Origin of the sequence: Amycolatopsis thailandensis, assembly GCF_042723255.1 — a bacterium.
Lineage (GTDB): Bacteria > Actinomycetota > Actinomycetes > Mycobacteriales > Pseudonocardiaceae > Amycolatopsis > Amycolatopsis thailandensis.
On record NZ_JBHXJK010000018.1, the window covers coordinates 27,560 to 48,414 of the forward strand.

A 20,855-nucleotide genomic window follows, 5' to 3' on the forward strand; every position below is an offset into this window, starting at 1 on the left:
CCGTGGAAGGTCAGCGGTACTCCGGCGGAGGGGGCATTGACCCACCGGGGGGCCGCTGGCCGGGATCCTGGTGCTGCGGCACCTGACCCTGGTTCGGCGGGAACTGCTGGTGCTGCGTCATCGCGTTCGGGTCGGCCGCGTGGTGCCCGGCGGGAACCGGCTGGGCGGTCGTCCGCTCGGTCGGCACGTCACCCGAGCGGCCCGCGTCCTCGCGACCGCGCTGATAGGCCTCGGCCTGCGCCTTCGCGGCGGGGATCTCCGCCTCGGCCCGGCCGAGCCAGGTCTCCCAGCGCTGCTGCATCGGCTTGATCAGGCCGCCGCCGACACCGACGACGGCGATCCCGCCGACCGTGGCGAGCACGGTGATCAGCACCGGCAGCGTGACCGCGGTGGCCACCCCGATCTGGTTCAGCGCGGCGATCGCGCCGAGGCCCCAGATGAACACCGAGGCGATGGTGGCGAGCACCTTGCCGTAGGAGACGCCGCCGAGGGCGTTGCCCACCAGGTCCTTGACCGCCTTGGCGACGGCGCCGGCGATCACCACGATGACGATCGCGACGATGGCGCGCGGCAGCCAGGCGACGATCTCGTTGAGCAGCGAGCTCACCGGGTTCGGGCCGAACACGCCGAACGCGAACTGCAAGGCGATCAGCAGGATCGCGTAGTAGACGATCTTGCTGATGATGCTCGACGCGTCGAACTGACTCCGCGCGAGCATCTGCTTGAAGCCCCCGCGTTCGAGGAGGCGGTTGAATCCGACCTTTTCGAGGACCATGCTCACGGCCTTGGAGATCGCCTTGGCGATCAGCCAGCCGATGAACAGGATGACCAGGAACGCGAGCAGTTTCGGGACGAAGGTGGCGACCGAACTCCAGGCGCTGGACACGCCTTGACCGAAATCGACGGCCGCCAGTGCTGATGTGGCCACTGGACGTTCTCCCTTCCCACCGCTGGAGCTTCCAGACCGGTGGGAAGGGGGTACCCGCCAAATGGGCTATCACACGTTAGGTCACTCAGTCGAGTGATCAGCTGCAGCAGCCGCCGCCGCAGCAGCCGCCCCCGCCACCCGCGGGGACGGGGGCCGGGCCGGACGCCGACCCGGTCAGCGCGACGGTCGTCAGCAGCTTGACGGTGTCCTGGTGGCCCTCCGGGCACGGCGCGGGCGCACCGGACTCGCTCATCGGCCGCAGCAGTTCGAAGGTTCCGGCGCATTCGCGGCAGCGGTAGGCGTAAGTCGGCATGCCCGGCATTATTTCATCTCCTCATCCGCCGGGGGATGGCAAGCTGGCCGGGTGGAACTGCCTGTCGCGGCGCATGTGCCGCACCTCGGCCAAGTCGTCCCGTCCGTGCTTTCCGCCCTCGGCGCCGCGGAGTTCGCCAACACGCTGAGCCTGTCCGAGGCGTCCAGCGCCTGTGTCCTGCTCATCGACGGTCTCGGCTGGGAACTGCTGGCCGAGCACGCCGCCGACGCGCCCGTGCTCACGCAACTGGCGAAGTCGCCGCTGCGGGTCGGTTTCCCGGCGACGACGGCCGCCGGTCTCGGTGCGATCGGCACAGGGCTGGCCTCGGGGGAGCACGGCCTGGTCGGCTACAGCTTCGAGGTGCCGGGCGCCGGCGTCCTGAACGCGTTGCGCTGGCGCAGTCACGTTGACGGCGGCGATCTCCGCGGCGCGCTTCCGCCACGCGAGGTGCAGCCGCTGCCGACGACGTTCGAGCGCGCGGCGGCCGCGGGGATCACGACCAGCGTGGTCTCCTCGGCGAAGTTCGCCGACACCGCGCTGACCCGCGCGACCCAGTCCGGCGGTCGCTATGTGGGCGTCCACGCGCTGGGCGACCTGGCCGCCTGCATCCTGCACTGCCTCGCGGCGCGGCCGGCGTTCTGCTGGGGCTACCACAGCGAACTCGACATGCTCGGGCACATCTACGGGCCGGGTTCGTCGCCGTGGCGGATGCAGTTGCGCCACGTCGACAGGCTGGTCGAGTCCATCGTGGACGGCCTGCCCGCCGGCGCGCTCCTCGCGGTCGTCGCCGACCACGGCATGGTGACCGTCGAAGGCGCGCTCGACATCGACGAGACCCCCGCGCTGCTCGGCGGCGTCCGGGCCATCGGGGGCGAGGTCCGGGCCCGGCACGTCTACAGCGAACCGGGCGCGGAGGCCGACGTCCTGGCGGCCTGGCGCGAGGTGATCGGCGACCGGGCGTGGATCCTCTCGCGCGACGAGGCCGTCGACGCGGGCTGGTTCGGACCGGTCGCCGACCGGGTCCGGCCGCGGATCGGCGACGTCGTCGTGGCGGCGAAGGGGCGCTTCGGGCTCGTGCGGGAACTGGCCGAGGCCGTCGAGTCCTCCCTCGTCGGTCAGCACGGCTCGCTGACCCCGGCCGAACAACTCGTGCCGTTGGTCCTCGCGCGCGGCTGACGCCCGCGCTTCGTCCTCTGAATGCGGTCCTTGCGCGTGCAACTACCGCATTCAGAGGACGAAATGCGTCAGGCGGGCTTCCGGGCGGAGAACTCGATGCTGCGCTTGGGAACGTGGCCGACCTTGATGTCGGTGAACCCGGCGCCGGTGAGCCGGGGCCAGACCGAAACCGGGTCGAGCGCGTTCATCGTGTCGCCGAGGTGGAGGAGCCGGAACGGGAAGCTCTCCAGGCTGTCCATCGCGCGCAGGATCCCGCCGGGACGGAGCACGCGGAACGCCTCGGCGAAGATCGCGTCCTGCAGCGCCGTCGTCGGCACGTGGTGCAGCATCGTGAAGCAGACGACCGCCGAGAACTCGCCGTCCTCGAAGGGCATCGCGGCGCCGTCGCCCTGGACGATCCGTACCCGGCCGTCGAACTCCTGCTTCAGCAGGTCCGCCGACGCCTCGTCGATCTCGATGGCGGTGAGCCCGGGGACCAGCCCCACGAGCGCCCGGGTGGTGGCGCCGAAGCCCGGCCCGATCTCCAGCACGGACTCGCCCAGGTCGAAGCCCGCGACGTTGCCCGGCATCTCGGCGGCCACGGCCTTCGCCCACAGCGCGGAACTGCACAGTTTGCGGTGCACCAGGTTCATCGGCATGAATCCGACGCTAACGGTGACCGGCAGGCGATAGGCTGCCAAGTGATGTCGAATATCGGACTCCTTCCGCCGATGTCGACGGCGATGACGCTCGGCGAGATGGACCTGCCCGCGGGCAGCTGGCTCCCGTGGCACGAGCACGACGGGCACCAGCTCGCCTGGGCGGCACGCGGGATCCTGAGCGTGAACGTCGGCGAGCGGCACTGGGTGCTGCCGCCGACGCGGGCGCTGTGGATCCCGGCCGGGGTCGTCCACCGGACCGGTGCCACCGCGCAGACCGTGCTGCGGGGGATCTACGCCGCGCGGGATCGGTGCCCGGTGCGCTGGCCCGCGCCGACCCTCGTCGCCGTCCGGCCGCTGCTGCGGGAACTACTGGAGCACCTCGGCGCGGCCGACCTCACCGACGACGCGCGCCGCCGGGCCGAAGCCGTCGCCTTCGACCTGCTCGAACCGGTCGACGTGGTGCCGATCAACGTGCCGATGCCGTCCGACGAGCGCGCACTGACCGTCGCGCGGGCGGTGATCGCCGATCCGGCGGACCGGCGGTCGCTCGCGGACTTCGCACACGACGCGGGCGCGAGCGAACGCACGCTGGCGCGGCTGTTCCTCGCCGAATGCCGGACGACGTTCGGCGCGTGGCGGGTGCAGGCCCGGTTGCGCGCGTCGCTGCCGCTGCTGGCCGGGGGCATGCCGCTGAGCGCGGTCTCCCGCCGGATCGGCTACTCCTCGCCGAGCGCGTTCGTCGTCGCCTTCCGCCGGGCCGTCGGGGTGACGCCGGGCGCCTACTTCGACGGTTAGCGGCACGTGATCGCGTGTGATCAGACGGACGGCGCGCGCGTTTGGAGGGACGGCGCGCGTGATCAGACGGACGACACGTGTGCTTGGACGGACGGCACGTGTGATCAGACGGACGGCACACGTGCGGCACGGGCCAGATACCGTTTCGGACGTGCCTCGACGTAATCGGCCCGACCGCGGTGGACGCCCCGACCTGGGCGCGTCGACCGGCTGGGCGCGCTCCGAATCGGCCACCGACGGGGAATGGCTGGTCCGGACGGTGCCCGGCGCGCAGGCCACCAAGGACTACCGCTGTCCCGGCTGCGACCACGAGATCCGGCCGGGAACCCCGCATCTGGTCGTCTGGCCCGCCGACGACACCGGCGGTGTCGCCGACCGCCGCCATTGGCACAAGCCGTGCTGGGACGCGCGGTCCCGGCGCCGCCCCGGCCGCTGGTGAGTCAGCGCCGCAGGTGCAGTGAAGGTTCTCCCTCGTACTCCTCCTCCGTGTGGATCTTGAAGCCGAGCCGCTCGGCGACCCGGACCGACGGTTGGTTGGACACCATGATGTTGGCGATCACCGGGACATCGGGGATCTCCCGCTCCGCCCATTCGACGACGGCCGCCGCCATCTCCGTCGCGTAGCCCTTTCCCCAGGTGGACGGCCAGAAACGGTACGCGAGGTTCAGCACGCGCTCGCCGTTCCATTCGTGATACCGCACGCCGCCGAAACCCAGGATCACCTCGGGATCGTCCAAAGCGGACACCACGAGATAGCCGAAGCCGTGCTCGGCCCATTGCTTCAGCCAGGCGTCGTAGAGCTCGTTCGCACCCTCGACGGTGTGCGGCACCGGGTTGAACTTGTTCGTCTCCGGATCGGCCTGGAGCGCGACGATGTTCTCGCGATCCTCCTCGCGCAGCCGCCGCAGCAGCAACCTCTCCGTCTTGATCTCTGTCAGCACGGATCCGACGGTAGCGCGGGGGTGCGACAGAATTATCGCCATGAAGGAACTCCCGCTGGTACTGCTGCACGCCTTTCCCGTCGACGCCCGCATGTGGGACGGGGTGCGAGCGCCGCTTTCCGAACGCCTGAGGCTGATCACCCCCGACCAGCGCGGTCTCGGCCGCAGCCCGTTGCCGGAAACCGACCGTGAGCCGGACCTGGACGACGCCGCCCGCGACGTGGTGGCGCTGCTCGACCGGCTCGGACTGGACAAGGTCGTCCTCGGTGGCTGTTCGATGGGCGGCTACCTGACGATGGCGGTACTGCGTCTCGCGCCGGAACGCGTGGGCGGGCTCGTGTTCATCGACACGAAGGCGACGGCCGACACTCCCGAGGCCGTGCGGGCCCGGCACGACGTCGCGGCCCGTGTCGAGGCGGAAGGCGCCGGATGGATGCCCGAAGCCGTCACGCCCGGGCTGCTCGCGGAGAAGGCCGCGCCTGAAGTCGCGGAGCGGCTTCGCGAACTGATCACGACGCAGCCGCCGTCGGGGATCGCGTGGGCTGCGCGCGCGATGGCGGCCCGGCCCGATTCGCTCGAAACGCTGCGCTCGGCCGACGTTCCCGCGCTGGTCGTGGTCGGCGAAGAGGACGGCCTTACCCCGCTGGAAGCGGCGAACACCCTGGTGGAAACGCTGCCGGACGCGACACTGGTCGTGCTTCCGGAGGCGGGACATCTGACGCCGCTGGAGGATCCGGCCGGAGTCGTCGAAGCGATCTTGGGCTGGTACCCCGCGTAAGAAACGGTTTCCCTCGCCCCTTCAAAGGTATAGCGGACCCCGGGGCTTGCGGCAAGCCCCCATTCCCGGTCCACAATTCGTGCCTTCACGTATTTGCCGAAGGGGGATTCCCATGCGTGTACTCCTGTCCACGATCGGGACGAGGGGTGAAGTGCAGCCGCTGGTGGCATTGGCGGTGCGATTGCGGGAACTCGGTCAGGAGGTCCGGCTCTGCGCGCCGCCGGATTTCCGTGACTGGGCCGAAGGTCTCGGGATCTCCTTCGCCCCGCTGGGGCCGGAACTCCGGTCGACGGCGAAGCCGGATTCCGCGATGACCAAGGCGATGGCTTCACCCGAAGGGCGGCGCGAGATGGCCGAGGCCATGGTCGTCGACCAGTTCGAGACGATGCCGGAGGCGGCCGAGGGTTGCGACGCCGTCGTCGCGGGAATGGCGTTGAACATCGCCGCCCATTCGGTGGCCGAGCGAAAAGGGATTCCCTATTTCTTCACCGCCTACTGCCCGATAACGCTGCCTTCCCTGCACCATCGTCCGCCCGTTTTCCCGGGGTGGGCGCCGGAGAATCCCGACGCCGCCATCCCGGCCTTGTGGGCCGACGACTCGGAACGGTGGAACGCTCAATGGGGCGGTGTGCTCGGCGCGCGGCGGAAACTGCTCGGCCTCCCGCCGGTCGACGACGTCCGCGGGCACATCTTCACCGAGGCGCCGTGGCTGGCCGCCGATCCGGTGCTGGCGCCGTGGCGGGGTCCGTCGGCGCTGGACGTGCACCAGACAGGCGCCTGGATCCTGCCGGACGACAGTCCGCTGTCCCCGGAGCTGGAGGCGTTCCTCGACGACGGGGAGCCGCCGGTCTACTTCGGATTCGGGAGCATCCGCGCGCCGGAGGAGATCGCGAAGGCGATGATCGAATCCGCGAGGGCGCACGGACGGCGGGCGATCGTGTTCCGCGGCTGGACCGAACTGGCGCTGATCGACGACGAACCCGACTGCCTCGCCATCGGGGACGTCAACCAGCAGGCGCTCTTCCCGCGCGTCGCGGCGGTCGTGCACCACGGCGGCGCCGGGACGACCACGGCGGCGACCCGGGCCGGGGTGCCGCAGGTGCTCGTCCCGCAGATGTTCGACCAGCCCTACTTCGCGCGGCGTGTCCGTGAACTCGGGGTGGGGACCTCGATCACGGGGGAGCCTTCCGCCGATGCGCTGACGCTCGCCTTGGAGGAGGTGCTTCGGCCCGACGTCGCTTCGCGCGCCGCTCGAGTCGGTGGTGAGGTGCGGACGGACGGCGTCGACGTGGCGGCGAAGCTCCTGATGGCGGCCGTCTGACTCGCGCCCTGAACCCGGAACTCGCGTGCGCGAACCCGTGACTCGCGTGCTCAGGGACGTGACTCACGTGCTTGGACCCGGAACTCGCGTGACTGGACACCGCACTCGGGTGTTCCGCGTCTGATCACGCGAGTCACGTCTTCAAGCACGCGAGTCACGTCTTCAAGCACGCGAGTCACGACCACCGGTAGCGCGCGAGGGCGGCTTCGGCCTCTCCGAGTCGCTCCGGGAACCGCCGCGCGATCACGAACCGCCAGGGGATCTCGAACAACCGTCGCAGCGCGATGAACGGCTCCAGCGACTCGGGGGAGACCTCCGCCGGGTACGCCTCCAGAGCCGCCGGCCCGGCCTCCGCGTAGAGGACACCGAGGTCCCAGCCGAGCGGCCCGCGCCAGGTGTCCTCGAAGTCGAGCCAGCAGGGCCCGGCCGCCGTCGCGACGACGTTCCCCCGATGGGCGTCACCGTGCAGCGGCCGGGCCCCGGCCGACGGCAGGGCCGCGGTGACCCGTTCGAGTTCTTCGTACAGCCGGGGCGCGGCTCCGGCCATCGTGTGCCCGTGCCGGTCGAGCAAGGTCCGGAGTTCACGGACCGGCCCGAGTCCGGGCAGCTCGCCGGGGTAGTCCGCGAGCGCGTCGTGCACCCGGGCGAGCGAAACCGCGACCTCGCGCGGCGACAGCGTGTGGCCCGGCTCATGCGGCGTGTAATGCCAGAGAGTGACCGGCAGGCCGTCGGCGAAATGCGGTCCGGCCGGGGGATCCGTGGTGGGTGAGACGACGAGCACATCACGTTCCGTGAGGTGCCTCGACAGCTCGACGTCGCGCGCGAGCCAGTCCTCCGGGGACGGACGGGCGAAGCGCGTCGTGCCCGGCACCCGCGCCACCACCGGACCCAGTCTCACCAGCACGTTCGACTTGAAATGCAGTACCTCGGGAGTCCCTGTCGGAAGCCCGAACCGGTCACCGACAGCGATCGCCGCGGCCACTCCCGCACGGGTGTGTTCGTCGGTCACGGCCCGATCTTGCCAGCCGGTGCGCGCGACTGTCGGTAGTGAGGGCTACGATCCCCACTAGCCGCCGAAATGGGTCCCCGACCCGGCCCGACGGCAGAACATTGACCACCACAAGGTTTGAGTGTTGGAGGCAGGAGTGACGGCCGTAGCCCCCAAGCCGATCGCCACGCGCCCGTATCCCGCGCGCGAGTCGGTTAAGGGTTCGTACCTGCTGCGGTTGTTCCGCACGACGGACCACAAGCAAATCGGCATCATGTACCTGGTCACGTCGTTCGCCTTCTTCATGGTGGGCGGCGCGATGGCGATGCTGATCCGCTCCGAGCTGGCGCGTCCCGGGCAGCAGTTCCTTTCGCAGGAGCAGTACAACCAGCTGTTCACGATGCACGGCACGATCATGCTGCTGCTGTACGCGACGCCGATCCTCTTCGGATTCGCGAACTTCGTGCTGCCGCTGCAGATCGGTTCGCCCGACGTGGCCTTCCCGCGGCTGAACGCGTTCTCGTACTGGCTGTACCTCTTCGGCGGCCTGATCGTGATGTCCGGCTTCCTGACCCCGGGTGGCGCCGCCGACTTCGGCTGGTTCGCCTACACCCCGCTGTCGGACGCCATCCACTCGCCCGGCGTCGGCGCCGACCTGTGGATCTCCGGTCTGGTCGTGTCCGGTCTCGGCACCATCCTCGGTGGCGTCAACATGATCACCACGGTGGTCTGCCTGCGCGCCCCGGGTATGACGATGTACCGGATGCCGATCTTCACCTGGAACATCCTGGTCACCAGCATCCTGATCCTGCTGGCGTTCCCGATCCTGACCGCGGCGCTGATGGGCCTGCTGGCGGACCGGCATCTCGGGGCGCATGTGTTCGACCCCGCGAACGGCGGCGTGATCCTCTGGCAACACCTCTTCTGGTTCTTCGGCCATCCAGAGGTCTATATCGTGGCCCTACCGTTCTTCGGGATCGTGTCGGAGATCTTCCCGGTCTTCAGCCGCAAACCGATCTTCGGATACAAGGGCCTGGTCTGGGCGACGCTGGCGATCGCCGCGCTGTCGGTGGCCGTGTGGGCGCACCACATGTACGCGACCGGCGCCGTGCTGCTGCCGTTCTTCTCCTTCATGACGTTCCTGATCGCGGTCCCGACCGGCGTGAAGTTCTTCAACTGGATCGGCACGATGTGGAAGGGCCAGCTGTCCTTCGAGACGCCGATGATCTTCTCGATGGGCTTCATCGTCACGTTCCTCTTCGGCGGTCTGACCGGCATCATGCTGGCCGCGCCGGCGATCGACTTCCACGTGTCGGACAGCTACTTCGTCGTCGCGCACTTCCACTACGTGCTCTACGGCACGATCGTGTTCGCCACGTTCGCCGGGATCTACTTCTGGTTCCCGAAGATCACCGGCCGCATGATGGACGAGAAGCTCGGCAAGTGGCACTTCTGGACCACGTTCATCGGCTTCCACGCGACGTTCCTCGTGCAGCACTGGCTGGGTGCCGAAGGCATGCCGCGCCGGTACGCGGACTACCTCCAGTCCGACGGGTTCACCACGCTGAACACGATCTCCACGATCGGCGCGTACATCCTCGGCGCCTCGACGCTGCCGTTCATCTGGAACGTCTTCAAGAGCTACCGGTACGGCGAGATCGTCACGGTGGACGACCCGTGGGGCTACGGCAACTCGCTCGAATGGGCGACTTCCTGCCCGCCGCCGCGGCACAACTTCACCGAGCTGCCGCGGATCCGGTCCGAGCGTCCGGCGTTCGAACTGCACTACCCGCATATGGTCGAGCGCATCCACAAGGAGGGTGAGATCGGCTTCTTCGGGAAGCAGAAGGTCAACACCCACCGCGCGCCGTCCCAGGTGCTCACCGACGCGGCCATGCCGGGTGATCACTCCAAGGACAACGCCAGCGAGCAGTGACCCGATAAGCGGAAATGGCGCGTGCCCTGCCTCACACCGAGGCGAGGCACGCGCCTTTTTCATGCCTGCCTGAGGGAGACTGACCCGGTGACGCAGACACCAGTTCTCATCACCACGACCGGTCCCGACAAGCCTGGTGTGTCCTCGGTGCTGTTCGCCGTGCTGTCGCGCCATGACGTCGACGTCCTCGACGTCGAGCAGGTGGTCATCCGCGGCCAGCTGGTGCTCGGCGTCCTGGCCGGCGTGTACCGCGACCCCGAGGGCCTGCAGGAGTACGTCGAGCAGGCGATGGCGTCGGTCGGCATGGACGTCGAGGTGAAGATCGGTTCGGCCATCGGCGCGGACCCGTTCGCCATCGGCCAGAAGGACTCGACGCATGTCCTGCTGATGCTCGGCCGCCCGGTGACCGCGCGGGCGTTCTCCGACGTCGCGCGCCGCCTCGCCGCGCTGGACGTCAACATCGACTCGATCCGCAGCGTCGCCGACTACCCGGTGACCGGGCTGGAGCTGTACGCCTCGCTCGCCCAGGACACCCCGGAGGCCGACGCCGCGCTGCGCACCGCGCTGGCGGACGCCGCCGTCGAGGCCGGGATCGACATCTCGGTCGAGCGGGCGGGGCTCGCCCGCCGCGCCAAGCGCCTGGTCGTCTTCGACGTCGACTCCACGCTCATCCAGGGCGAGGTCATCGAGATGCTCGGCGCGCACGCCGGCGTCGAACCGCAGGTCCGCGAGATCACCGAGGCCGCGATGCGCGGCGAGCTGAACTTCGGCGAGTCGCTGGAGCGCCGCGTCGCGCTGCTCGAAGGGCTCCCGGAAACGGTGCTCGACGAGGTCGCCGCGTCGATCGAGCTCACCCCGGGCGCGCGCACGACGATCCGCACGCTGAAGCGGATGGGCTTCCGCTGCGGGGTCGTTTCGGGCGGCTTCACCAAGATCATCAAGTCGCTCGTGGACGACCTCGGCCTCGACTTCGCCGCCGCGAACGAGCTCGAAGTGGTCGACGGCAAGCTCACCGGCCGCGTCGTCGGGGAGATCGTCGACCGCGCGGGCAAGGCGACCGCGCTGCGCCGCTTCGCCGAGGAGTACGAGATCTCGCTCCAGCAGTGCGTCGCGGTCGGTGACGGGGCGAACGACATCGACATGCTGTCGGTCGCCGGGATGGGTGTCGCCTTCAACGCGAAGCCCGCGCTGCGCGAGGTCGCCGACACCGCGCTTTCGCACCCGTACCTCGACGCCGTGCTGTTCCTGCTCGGGGTCACCAGGGCCGAGATCGAGGCGGCCGACGCGGCCGACGGTCTCGAGCTTTCCCGCCCATGAGCGTTCTGGAGCCGCTGGCCGCGCGCTACGCGTACTGGCTGGGTCTGCCCGCCGAAGACACGGTGGACACCTCCGACGAGGATCCCGCCGAGGTCCGCGCCATGCCGGTGATCCTGCGGATGGAACGTGCCGAACCGCCCGCCAGGACAGCGTTGCTGGAGGCCGCCGCGGCGGCCGCGGTCGCGGTCTGTCTCGACGAACGCGCCGCGCCCGAGGGCGAATGGCACGAACCGCTCAAGGCGTGGGTCGACGGCCGGATCCGCAAGGTCGCCCGGCGGGCGCGTGGCGCGCACTGGCAGGCGGTCCAGGAGCTGCCGGGTATCACGATCGAGGTGGACGGCGCCGAGGCGCGGGCGTTGCTCCCCGGCCGCGTCGTCGATACGCCGAAAGAGGTCTCGCGGCTCCAGATCTCCGGGAGCGAGCTCCCGGCCGACGAGCCGGGATCGGCGCCGGACGGGCTTCCCCGGCTGCTGCTGAACCCCGAGGTCACGATGACCGTCGGCAAGGGGGCCGCCCAGGTCGGGCACGCGACGATGATCCTGGCTTCGCTGCTGGACGAGGCCGAACTGGCCGCCTGGGCCGGGACCGGGTTCCGCTGCTCGGTGCGGACCCCTCCTGTCGCGACCTGGAAGGCGTTGTGCCCGATCGAGGATCCCGAGGGCTCGTGGCGCCGTGACGGCGTCGTCGCGGTCCGGGACGCCGGTTTCACCGAAGTCGATCCCGGAACAGTCACGGTCCTAGCCCAAAGGGCTTAACCTTTTATACTCCCCGCATGGGTGACCGGCTGATAGCCGGGCGCTATCGCTTGGAGGAGCGGATCGGCGCCGGGGGCATGGGCGTGGTCTGGCGTGCCACCGACCAGGACCTCGGGCGGGTCGTCGCCCTCAAACGGTCGCAGGCCGGGGACAGCGGCCAGATCCGGCGTGAGGCACGGATCGGCGCGGGTCTGCATCATCCGAACGTGGTCACCGTGTTCGACGCCGTGATCGACGGTGACGACCGCTGGCTCGTCATGGAGTACCTGCCGTCGCGCAGCCTCGCCGACATCATCGACGCCGAAGGGCCGCTCTCACCCGGCAAGGTGGCGAAGATCGGCGTCCAGCTCGCCTCGGCGCTCGCGGCCATGCACGAGAAGGGCATGGTCCACCGCGACCTCAAACCGGGCAACGTCCTGGTGGCCGAGGACGGCACCGCCAAACTCACCGACCTCGGCATCGCGCAGTGGGCCGAGGTCACCCGGACCGGTGGCGGCCTCGACGTCGGGACTCCTGGCTACGTCGCACCCGAGATGGCCGAAGGGCAGCAGGCGGGGGCAGCCGCGGACGTGTTCTCGCTCGGCGCGACGCTGTTCACCGCCGTCGAAGGCACCTCGGTGTGGGGAGACGCGAGCGTGGGGCCGTTCGTCCAGCTTCGCCGCGCGACCTCGTACACGCTGGAGCCGATCCGCCGGGCGGGACCGCTGGCGTCGGTGCTGACCGAGTTGCTGCGGCGCAAACCCGCCGGGCGGCCGGACGCCGTCCGCGCCGCCGAACTCCTGTCCGAAGTCGCGGACGTCGCCGCTCCCCCGCGGTCGCGGCGGTTCCGGGTGACCAGGCGGGCCGTCGTGATCGGAGCCGTCGCGGCCGCGCTGGTGCTGGCGGGCGGCCTGGTCTACGTCACGAGGGAACCGGCGTCGGTGGCGGCCGCCACGACCCCGATGGACTCGGTCGGCGATCCGCGAACGGCCGACCCGTGCTCGCTGGTGGACCCGTCCGTGCTGAAGCAGTTCGGGACTCCCAGCCTGGACACCGCCGACGGCACCTTCAACTCCTGCGGTGTCCTGCTGCGGATGAGCCCCGACGACGGGGACATCGTCGACGTCCGGCTCGAACTGACGATTCCGGGATCGCCGATGCTGGAGAAGCCCGCGCCCGGGCACCTGAGCGTGCGCGAGTTGCCGAGCGACACCGAAGAGAAGTGCCAGCGGGCCATTCCGCTGCCGGACGGCAACCAGCTGTGGGTGCACGCCCGGCACATCCAGAACTGGCACGCGCACCTGTGCGACTTCGTCGATCCGGTCGCCGCGCACGCGGCGGCCGTGCTGAACCGGGAGCCGATCAAGCGACGTCCCACGCCCTTCCCCGCCGGGACGCTCGGGAGTCTCGACGCTTGCGAGCTGGGCGGGCGTCCGGCGCAGGCGATCGTCGGCGGACCGGTCACGCCGGATCCGGTCTTCGGCAACTGGGAGTGCTACTGGAACCATCGCGACATGGAGGTGACGATCCGGTTCGAACGGGAGTGGGCGCCGTTCGAAGACGACGGCAGGCGCGTCGCTCTCGGATCGCGGGAGGCCTTCGTCGAAGTCTCGTCGGAGTGGAAGGCTTGCCAGGCGGAGATCCCGCACCGGAGGTTCACCGGCGACGGTCGTGCCATGATCGAGACGGTGGAGATCTACGTTTCGGACAAGGCCAAACAGCCGCAGGAGATGTGCCCCGCCGCGGAACGGCTCGCCGGCGAGATCGCCCCCAGGCTGCCGCCCCTTTGAAAGGAAAGCCGTGTCTTTGGAAGTCCAGCGCGACGGTGAGCACCGCTTCATCGGCCGCAACGAACGTGGTGCCGAGGTCGCGATCGGGCGCAAGGGCGCCGAGGGCGCCTTCTCACCCGCCGAACTGCTTCAGATCGCGGCCGCGGGCTGCTCGGCCGTCACCGCCGAGAACCTCATCACGCGCCGGATCGGGGAGGACTCGAAGTTCCGGGTCGGCGTGACCGCGGACAGGCGCGAAGGCGCTTCGGAGCTTGACGCCGTCCACGTCGCCTTCGACGTCGACGTGTCCTCGCTCTCGGCCGAGGACCGGGAGGCGCTCGCGACGGCGGTGGACCGCGCCATCGAGCGGCTGTGCACGGTGAGCCGGACGCTCAAGAAGGGCATCCCGGTCACGGAAAGCTTCCCCACCGCGTAAGTCTCCCGGATGTCATGAAAGGGTCGTTCAAGACGTTTTTCGTCCTGAACGACCCTTTCATGACACTGGGTCCTAGTGCTTCGCGGCGTGGCCTTCGGAGCTCCAGACCACGTACGCCTCGTCGGCATCGGTGGTCATGGCCTCGATGAACTTCTCGTTGTCGAAGCCCGGCAGCGTTTGCAGCCGCTCGATCAGCGCGTCGGCGGCCGGGTCGCCGCTGGGGATCGCGGTGCCCTTCCCGTCGGCGCCGGCGAGCATGAAGAAGACGTCTTCTTTCCACGGGCCTTCAGGGATCACTCTGACCACCACCGCGGACAGCTCGGACCACGTGACGGCTTCCTCGCTTCCGTCCGCGAGCTGGCGCCGCACTCCGGTGTCATCGACGCTGACCGTCCGGGATTGTGCGTTGGGCGACTCGTGGGACAACCGGTTCTCCCTGTCTTCGGCGTTCCGTTAACGGTACTCGGCCGTGTTCCAGGCCACTCAGGCCGGGGCGGCGGCGTCGAGGCGGCGCAGCGCGTCGCGGGCGACCTTCGGGTCCATGGTCGGCCAGAACGGCGGCAGCGACGCGCGCAGGAACCCGCCGTAGCGGGCGGTGGCCAGCCGCGAGTCCAGGATCGCCACGACGCCGCGGTCGGTGACCGAGCGGTGCAGCCGTCCGGTGCCCTGGGCGAGCAGCAGGGCGGCGTGCGTGGCCGCGACGGTGAGGAAACCGTTGCCGCCCCTGGCCTCCACGGCTCGCTGCCGGGCCGACGAGACCGGGTCGTCCGGACGCGGGAACGGGATCCTGTCGACCACCACGAGCTGGAGCGACGGACCGGGTACGTCGACGCCCTGCCACAGCGACAGCGTGCCGAACAGGCAGGTGCGCGCGTCCTCGGAGAACTTCTGCACCAGGAGGCCGGTGGCGTCGTCGCCCTGGCAGAGGATCGGCAGGTCGAGCCGCTCCCGCATCTCTTCGGTGGCCTGCTTCGCCGCGCGCATCGAGGAGAACAGTCCGAGTGTGCGCCCGCCGGCGGCCTCGATCAGCTCGGCCAGCTCGTCCATCGTCGAGGGCTGCAACCCGTCCCGGCCCGGCGGCGGCAGATGCTTGGCCAGGTAGAGGATGCCGTTGCGCTTGTGGTCGAAGGGGGAGCCGACGTCGAGACCGGTCCACTTCGGGCCGTCGGCGTCGTCGGTGTCGGCCGGGGCGGCCTTGTCGGTCGCCGCGCCCGGCGCCTTCTCGACCCTGGCCCCGCCGGGCGGGAGACCCCACTGCCGGGCCATGGTGTCGAACGTGCCGCCCAGGGTCAGCGTCGCCGACGTGAGGACGGTCGTGTGCTGGTTGAAGACCCGCTCCCGCAGCAGACCCGCGACACCCAGCGGAGCGACCTTCAGCGCGGGCGGCCGCGGGTTCGTGGAGAAGCGGTCCCCGGTCAGCCAGACGACGTCGCGCTGGTGCGCCTTGTCGTCGTCGAAGGCTTCGAGCAGCCGGACCGCGGTGTCGTGGACCTCTTCGAGCAGCGACCGCGCCAGTTTGCGGGCGGTGGCCTCGTCAACGTCCTCCTTCCGGTCCTTGCCGAGCGAGGTGAGGCAGCGGTGCGCGGCGTCGCGGACCGCTGGGATCGCGCCGTTGAGGGCCTGCGGCAGCGAGTCCATCCGGCCCGACGGCATGTCGTCGAGGATCAGGGCCAGCCCGTCGCCCGCCTCGAGCAGCTGGTCCGCCACCTCGTCGTCGACCAGTTTTCCGCAGCGCCGGGCGGCGGCGGAGACCATGCCGCTGGTCAGCTCGCCGGTCGCCACGGAGGTCACGCGATCGACGAGGTCGTGCGCCTCGTCGATGATCACCAGGTCGTGGTCCGGGAGTACCTGGTAGCCCTGCAACGCGTCGATCGCCAGCAGCGCGTGGTTGGTGATCACGACGTCGGCCTTGCCCGCCTCGGCGCGGGACCGTTCGGCGAAGCAGTCCGTGCCGATGGGGCAGCGTGAGGCGCCCAGGCATTCCTTGGCCGTCACGGACACCTGACGCCACGCCTGGTCCGAGACGCCGGGGACCAGCTCGTCACGGTCTCCGGTCTCGGTGTCGGACGACCATTCCCGCAGCCGGGTGACCTCCTTGCCCAGCCGGGAGACGGCGAACGGGTCGAACAGCTGCTGATCCTCCGGCTCGTCCGGGGCGCCGGAATCGAGCCGGTGGAGGCAAAGGTAGTTACGGCGCCCCTTGAGGATCGCGAAGGTGGGTTCACGGCCCAGGGGCTTCTTGAGCGCCTTCGCCAGCCGGGGGAGGTCCCTGTCGACCAGCTGGCGCTGCAACGCGATGGTAGCCGTGGAGACCACGACCGTGGCTTCCTTCTCGACCGCGTGCCGGATCGCGGGAACGAGGTAGGCCAACGACTTCCCGGTGCCGGTGCCCGCTTGGACGGCCAGATGCTCGCCGGTGCGGATGGCGCGGCCGACCGCGTCCGCCATCTGGACCTGGCCCTCGCGCTCGGCACCGCCCACGGACTCGACCGCGTGGGTCAGGAGTTCGAGGACACCGGGGAAATCAGCACGGGAGGGCACGGGACAAGACGATAGCCGGGGGCACCGTCAAGATCGTCCGCCCCGTGCAATGAAGGGGCCTTTCATAGCAAAATTTGCTATGAAAGGCCCCTTCATTGCAGCGCGTGGGGCGGTGAAAGGGCCGGTCACGACTCCTTGCGGAAGCGGGAAACCAGCGCCCAGGTGGCCGGAAGCAGCGCGGCCGCGACGGCGATCTTCAGCGCGTCCCCGATCAGGAACGGCACGACACCCTTTTCGAGCGCGGTCGACAGGCCGAAGCCGGTCGACGCCATCAGCCACGGCACCCCGACCGAGTAGATGACGAGGTTGCCCAGCACCATCGTCCCCGCGGTGCGCAGCGGCGTGCGGTCCCCGCCGCGACCGGCGAGCGCGCCCACCAGCGCGCCGGCGAAGACGAAGCCGACGATGTAGCCCGCGCTGGCGCCGAACAGGCCCGACGAACCGTTCTGGAACCAGCCGAAGCCGGCCGCGCCGACGGCGAGGTACAGCGCCATCGACAGCGCGCCGCGCTTCCAGCCCAGCGCCGCGCCGACGAACAGGGCGGCGAACGTCTGGCCGGTCATCGGCACCGGTGAGCCGGGCACCGGGATCAGGATCTGGGCGGCCGCGCCGGTCAGGGCGGCGCCACCGGCGACCAGGACGGCGTCACGGACCAGCGCGCCGGGAACGAGGTCGGCGAGAACCGGACGGGTGCCGGCCACAGACAGCGAAGACACTCAGACCTCCTATGAGTACACGAATGTGAACCGAGGTTAACGGCAGAAGGCGGGCCTTGGACCGAATGTCGGCCACCTCACGGTCATGGCCCGTCCACTCGTCCGGGTGGCGTGGGCCTGCGCGGGTCAGGCTCTTGGTGGAGGCTGCCGGACATGAGGAAACCCGTTTCGAGGCTGTTGTCGGTGACGATGCTGACCGGGGCGCTGGTGACGGGAGGCCCGGCGATCGCGTCGGCCGATCCGGCGCCCGCGACGGCGTCCGCGTCGGTGGGTTCGCTCGACGTGGAGATCGGCGACGAGCACGTGGTCACCGGCGAGCTCGCGCCCTGTGACGTCGACGGTCCCCTGACCGCGACGACCCGGGGCGGGTCCACCGGCGACTTCGCCCGGTTCGGCGGAGGTGAGTCGCGCTGCGGCCGCAACGGCGCGGCGGCCGTCGGCGAGGCGGCCGGGCGGCGCTTCGAGACCACGCTGCTCAAGCGTTTCGGCGGCCCGGTGATCAAGGTTCGCACGTTCATGGCGAAGTGCAGCACCACCAAGGACGGCAGCCTCGGCTACATCGAGTTCGGCGACGTCACCGGGTTCACCCTGCCGGAGAACATCCCGCAGAACTACCGGCTGACCATCGCGGGCGGCAAGGGCGGGACGGCGCTGGCGTCGCTCACGGTCAACGAGACCGTCACGCCGACACCGCCCGACGGGAGCCTCGTGACGCACATGCTGCACATCAAGTTGTTCCCGCAGGGCGGCGGACCGGCGAAGGGCGACATCTACCTCGGCACCGCGCGCTGCGACCCCTACGGCAAGAAGAAGCCCTGACCCCCTTCGCTCGCCCGAGTGTCATGAAGGGTCCCCTTAGGACAAGTTTCGTCCCATGGGGACCCTTCATGACACTTCGCGAGCCGAAACGTGGAAGGGGCTCAGGTGCGCGAGACGTACTTCGCGGCCGCGGCGACGAACTCGCCCGCCCGGGTCGCGAGGTCCGTCAGCGACCCGCCGGAGGTGAGCGCGTCACCGAGCAGCGGCGTGGCGGCCGTGACGGCGATCGAACCCGCTTCGAGGTACTTCCCGACGTCGGCCAGGTGCACGCCACCGGTCGGCACGAGCGGGATGTCCGGCATCGGCGCCCGGATCGCCCGCAGGTAGGCGATCCCGCCGACGGCGGCGATCGGGAACACCTTCACCGCCGCCGCGCCGAGCCGCCAGGCCTGGTCGATCTCGGTGGGCGTGAGCGCGCCGCAGATCACCGGCAGCCCGCGTTCGTGCGCGCGTTCCAGCACCAGCGGGTTCACCGTGGGCGTGACCAGGAACGTCGCGCCCGCGTCCGCCGAGAGGTCCACATCGGACACCTCGCGGACGCTCCCGGCGCCGACGTGCGCGTCGTCGCCGAGCTTCTTGCGGATGGTCGTGATGGCGTCCGGGGCGCCCGGCGTCGTCAACGCCGTTTCGAGCACCCGCACCCCGGCCGCGTGCAGCACCGTCGCGGCGTCGGCGAACCGGCTCGCGTCGGCGGCCCGCAGGATCGCGACAAGCCGGTTCTCGATCAGGGTGTCCTGGAGGTCGTGCTGGATCATGCGGCCGGGACCGGCGCCTTTCCGGTGTAGGTGACGCCCGCCTCGTCGAAGTCCTTGAGCGCGGCGTCGACCGTCGGCTGCGAACCGCCGACGGTGAGATCCAGCAGCACCCGCACCTTGAAGCCGGCCTTCGCCGCGTCGAGCGCCGTCGCGCGGACGCAGAAGTCGGCCGCGATGCCGACGACGTCGACCTCGGTGACGTCCCGCTCCTTCAGCCAGGTGTCGAGTGTCTTGCCGTCACGCGCGTTGCCTTCGAAGCCGGAGTACGCGGCGGAGTACTCGCCCTTGGAGAAGACCTCGCTGATCGGGACCACGTCGAGCGCGGGGTGGAACGACGCGCCGGAGGTGCCGGCGACGCAGTGCCGCGGCCAGCTGTCCTTGAAGTCCGGCGTCTCGCTGAAGTGGTCGCCCGGGTCGATGTGGTAGTCGCGGGTGGCGACGACGTGCGCGTAGCCACCTTCGGCGGCCTGCTTGGAGATCGCTTCGGCGGCGGCGGCGCCACCGGGCAGGCCGAGCGACCCGCCTTCGCAGAAGTCGTTCTGCACATCGACCACGATCAGGGCGGTCCCCATGTGTTTCTCCTGAGTTCTTTTCAGACGAATACGGTCGGGATGGCGGGCTCCCCGTGCGAGAGCTTGAGCCCTTCCCACGGCAGGCTCACCAGCGCCCGCCGGAGCCGCTGGCGCGCGTCGTCCAGCGTGGGCAAATCATCCACCGTCCGGCCGTCCCGGACCAGCGGAATCTGCAATTCGTGGTCGTTCGGTCCCCGTTCCGGTACCGCCGAGCCGGCGGTCCAGATCACCTCTTCGACGGCGGTGCCGGTCTCGCGGTGCCGCCGGATCGCGGATTTCCGCCCGCCGCGGGATTCCTTGTGCGCGCTGCGCTTGGCGACCGGCTTGCCGTCGACCTCGACGAGCTTGTAGACCATCCCGGCGGTCGGCGCGCCGGAGCCGGTGACGACCGAGGTCCCGACGCCGTACGCGTCGACCGGTTCCGCCCGCAGCGCCGCGATGGCGTGTTCGTCGAGGTCGCCGGACACCACGATGCGGGTGTCCTTGGCGCCCAGGGAGTCCAGCTGCTCGCGGGCCTTGCGCGCCAGCGGGCCGACGTCGCCGGAGTCGATGCGGATCGCGCCGAGCTCGGTCCCGGCCACCCGCACGGCGGTCTCGATGCCCTTGGTGATGTCGTAGGTGTCCACCAGGAGCGTGGTGTCGGCGCCCATCTTGCCGACCTGCGCGCGGAACGCCTCTTCCTCGCTGTCGTGCAGCAACATGAACGCGTGCGCGACGGTGCCCCGCGTCGGGATGCCGTAGCGGCGGCCCGCTTCGAGGTTGGAGGTCGTCGCGAAACCGGCGAGGTACGAGGCCCGCGCGGCGGCGACGGCGGCCCACTCGTGCGTGCGGCGCCCGCCCATCTCGATGATCGGCCTGCCGTGCGCGGCGCCCGACATCCGCGCCGCCGCGGACGCGATCGCGCTGTCGTGGTTGAGGATCGAGAGGATCAGCGTCTCCAGCACGACGGCGTCGCCGAAGCCTCCGGTGACGGTCAGGATCGGGGAGCCGGGGAAGTACAGCTCGCCCTCGGCGTAGCCGTCGATGTTCCCGGAGAAGGAGTAGTCCGCGAGCCACGAAAGGGTGGCGTCGTCGACGACGGCCGTCGCTTCCAGCTGGCTCAGCTCGGCGTCGGTGAACCGGAAGTCCGCGATCGCGTCGAGGACCCGCCCGGTGCCCGCGACGACGCCGTAGCGGCGGCCGTCGGGGAGCCGACGTGCGAAGACCTCGAAGACGCACGGCCGGTCCGCGGTCCCGTCGGACAGCGCGCTGGCCAGCATGGTCAGCTCGTAGTGGTCGGTGAGCAGCGCGGTGCTGGCGCCAGTGGCCGCCTCGGGGAAACCCATGGTGCCAGCCTATTCACCCACATGGCCGGACCTGCCAACCCGTACCGGGTTGGG

At 70.2% G+C, this 20,855-nt stretch carries 22 protein-coding genes; 11 read left to right on the forward strand and 11 right to left on the reverse strand.

The window, feature by feature from the left end; all coding sequences use genetic code 11:
• Positions 1 to 10 precede the first annotated feature (10 nt).
• Both ACFWMR_RS09905 and ACFWMR_RS09910 read right to left on the reverse strand, forming a co-directional pair.
• Positions 11 to 928 (reverse strand): mechanosensitive ion channel family protein, encoded by a 918-nt coding sequence (locus tag ACFWMR_RS09905; RefSeq protein ID WP_378378114.1) that lies wholly within the window; start codon positions 926 to 928, stop codon positions 11 to 13.
• 97 nt (positions 929 to 1,025) lie between these two features.
• A complete protein-coding gene (locus ACFWMR_RS09910) occupies positions 1,026 to 1,241 on the reverse strand; it encodes an FmdB family zinc ribbon protein (protein WP_191255089.1) in 216 nt (71 codons plus the stop codon).
• A 51-nt stretch (positions 1,242 to 1,292) separates the two neighbouring features.
• On the opposite strand from ACFWMR_RS09910, the gene ACFWMR_RS09915 reads away from it, so the two are divergent.
• Positions 1,293 to 2,417 carry an alkaline phosphatase family protein gene (locus ACFWMR_RS09915; protein ID WP_093937610.1) on the forward strand — a complete coding sequence of 375 codons (1,125 nt, stop codon included), beginning with the start codon at positions 1,293 to 1,295 and terminating at the stop codon, positions 2,415 to 2,417.
• Between the two features lie 68 nt (positions 2,418 to 2,485).
• Here ACFWMR_RS09915 and ACFWMR_RS09920 read toward each other — a convergent pair whose 3' ends face one another.
• The gene (locus ACFWMR_RS09920) at positions 2,486 to 3,049 is read right to left on the reverse strand and encodes a class I SAM-dependent methyltransferase (protein WP_378378145.1); all 564 of its coding nucleotides are present in this window, start codon (positions 3,047 to 3,049) and stop codon (positions 2,486 to 2,488) included.
• 51 nt (positions 3,050 to 3,100) lie between these two features.
• On the opposite strand from ACFWMR_RS09920, the gene ACFWMR_RS09925 reads away from it, so the two are divergent.
• Together ACFWMR_RS09925 and ACFWMR_RS09930 are read left to right on the forward strand one after the other, a co-directional pair.
• Positions 3,101 to 3,853, forward strand: a complete 753-nt coding sequence (locus ACFWMR_RS09925; protein WP_378378115.1) for an AraC family transcriptional regulator — start codon at positions 3,101 to 3,103, stop codon at positions 3,851 to 3,853.
• Between the two features lie 151 nt (positions 3,854 to 4,004).
• A complete protein-coding gene (locus tag ACFWMR_RS09930) occupies positions 4,005 to 4,292 on the forward strand; it encodes a hypothetical protein (protein WP_378274593.1) in 288 nt (95 codons plus the stop codon).
• A gap of 1 nt (position 4,293) precedes the next feature.
• On the opposite strand, the gene ACFWMR_RS09935 is transcribed toward ACFWMR_RS09930, so the two are convergent.
• Positions 4,294 to 4,794, reverse strand: coding sequence for a GNAT family N-acetyltransferase (locus ACFWMR_RS09935; protein WP_378378116.1), 501 nt, complete (start codon positions 4,792 to 4,794; stop codon positions 4,294 to 4,296).
• Between the two features lie 40 nt (positions 4,795 to 4,834).
• Here ACFWMR_RS09935 and ACFWMR_RS09940 point away from each other — a divergent pair, with 40 nt between their 5' ends.
• Together ACFWMR_RS09940 and ACFWMR_RS09945 are read left to right on the forward strand one after the other, a co-directional pair.
• Positions 4,835 to 5,572 carry an alpha/beta fold hydrolase gene (locus ACFWMR_RS09940; RefSeq protein WP_093937613.1) on the forward strand — a complete coding sequence of 246 codons (738 nt, stop codon included), beginning with the start codon at positions 4,835 to 4,837 and terminating at the stop codon, positions 5,570 to 5,572.
• Positions 5,573 to 5,684: 112 nt separating this feature from the next.
• On the forward strand, positions 5,685 to 6,893 hold the full coding sequence (locus ACFWMR_RS09945; RefSeq protein ID WP_378378117.1) for a glycosyltransferase: 1,209 nt from the start codon (positions 5,685 to 5,687) through the stop codon (positions 6,891 to 6,893).
• 175 nt (positions 6,894 to 7,068) lie between these two features.
• On the opposite strand, the gene ACFWMR_RS09950 is transcribed toward ACFWMR_RS09945, so the two are convergent.
• On the reverse strand, positions 7,069 to 7,902 hold the full coding sequence (locus ACFWMR_RS09950; RefSeq protein ID WP_378378118.1) for a phosphotransferase: 834 nt from the start codon (positions 7,900 to 7,902) through the stop codon (positions 7,069 to 7,071).
• A gap of 136 nt (positions 7,903 to 8,038) precedes the next feature.
• On the opposite strand from ACFWMR_RS09950, the gene ctaD reads away from it, so the two are divergent.
• From ctaD to ACFWMR_RS09975, 5 genes are all read left to right on the forward strand, one after another.
• Positions 8,039 to 9,817, forward strand: coding sequence for an aa3-type cytochrome oxidase subunit I (gene ctaD / locus ACFWMR_RS09955; RefSeq protein WP_093937616.1), 1,779 nt, complete (start codon positions 8,039 to 8,041; stop codon positions 9,815 to 9,817).
• Between the two features lie 87 nt (positions 9,818 to 9,904).
• Complete coding sequence (gene serB, locus ACFWMR_RS09960; RefSeq protein WP_378378119.1) at positions 9,905 to 11,134, forward strand: phosphoserine phosphatase SerB; 1,230 nt, start codon at positions 9,905 to 9,907, stop codon at positions 11,132 to 11,134.
• Positions 11,131 to 11,889 (forward strand): peptidyl-tRNA hydrolase, encoded by a 759-nt coding sequence (locus ACFWMR_RS09965; protein ID WP_378274589.1) that lies wholly within the window; start codon positions 11,131 to 11,133, stop codon positions 11,887 to 11,889. The genes serB and ACFWMR_RS09965 overlap by 4 nt, the downstream gene beginning before the upstream one ends.
• A 17-nt stretch (positions 11,890 to 11,906) precedes the next feature.
• Entirely contained in the window at positions 11,907 to 13,658 is a 1,752-nt protein-coding gene (locus ACFWMR_RS09970) for a serine/threonine-protein kinase (protein ID WP_378378120.1), read from the forward strand.
• Positions 13,659 to 13,668: 10 nt separating this feature from the next.
• A complete protein-coding gene (locus ACFWMR_RS09975; protein ID WP_093937620.1) occupies positions 13,669 to 14,073 on the forward strand; it encodes an OsmC family protein in 405 nt (134 codons plus the stop codon).
• Between the two features lie 72 nt (positions 14,074 to 14,145).
• On the opposite strand, the gene ACFWMR_RS09980 is transcribed toward ACFWMR_RS09975, so the two are convergent.
• From ACFWMR_RS09980 to ACFWMR_RS09990, 3 genes are all read right to left on the reverse strand, one after another.
• Positions 14,146 to 14,499 (reverse strand): hypothetical protein, encoded by a 354-nt coding sequence (locus tag ACFWMR_RS09980; protein WP_026466908.1) that lies wholly within the window; start codon positions 14,497 to 14,499, stop codon positions 14,146 to 14,148.
• Positions 14,500 to 14,556: 57 nt separating this feature from the next.
• A complete protein-coding gene (locus ACFWMR_RS09985; RefSeq protein WP_093937621.1) occupies positions 14,557 to 16,614 on the reverse strand; it encodes an ATP-dependent DNA helicase in 2,058 nt (685 codons plus the stop codon).
• Between the two features lie 125 nt (positions 16,615 to 16,739).
• Entirely contained in the window at positions 16,740 to 17,330 is a 591-nt protein-coding gene (locus ACFWMR_RS09990) for a biotin transporter BioY (protein ID WP_093937622.1), read from the reverse strand.
• Between the two features lie 153 nt (positions 17,331 to 17,483).
• Here ACFWMR_RS09990 and ACFWMR_RS09995 point away from each other — a divergent pair, with 153 nt between their 5' ends.
• Positions 17,484 to 18,149, forward strand: a complete 666-nt coding sequence (locus ACFWMR_RS09995; protein WP_093937623.1) for a choice-of-anchor P family protein — start codon at positions 17,484 to 17,486, stop codon at positions 18,147 to 18,149.
• Positions 18,150 to 18,250: 101 nt separating this feature from the next.
• Here the strand turns inward: ACFWMR_RS09995 and ACFWMR_RS10000 are convergent, their stop codons facing one another.
• The 3 genes from ACFWMR_RS10000 to ACFWMR_RS10010 are packed head-to-tail and all read right to left on the reverse strand — an operon-like array spanning position 18,251 to position 20,801.
• Entirely contained in the window at positions 18,251 to 18,904 is a 654-nt protein-coding gene (locus ACFWMR_RS10000; RefSeq protein WP_378378121.1) for a bifunctional 4-hydroxy-2-oxoglutarate aldolase/2-dehydro-3-deoxy-phosphogluconate aldolase, read from the reverse strand.
• Complete coding sequence (locus ACFWMR_RS10005) at positions 18,901 to 19,476, reverse strand: isochorismatase family protein (protein WP_378277608.1); 576 nt, start codon at positions 19,474 to 19,476, stop codon at positions 18,901 to 18,903. The genes ACFWMR_RS10000 and ACFWMR_RS10005 overlap by 4 nt, the downstream gene beginning before the upstream one ends.
• 20 nt (positions 19,477 to 19,496) lie before the next feature.
• Positions 19,497 to 20,801 carry a nicotinate phosphoribosyltransferase gene (locus ACFWMR_RS10010; protein WP_378277607.1) on the reverse strand — a complete coding sequence of 435 codons (1,305 nt, stop codon included), beginning with the start codon at positions 20,799 to 20,801 and terminating at the stop codon, positions 19,497 to 19,499.
• Between the last annotated feature and the right edge of the window lie 54 nt (positions 20,802 to 20,855).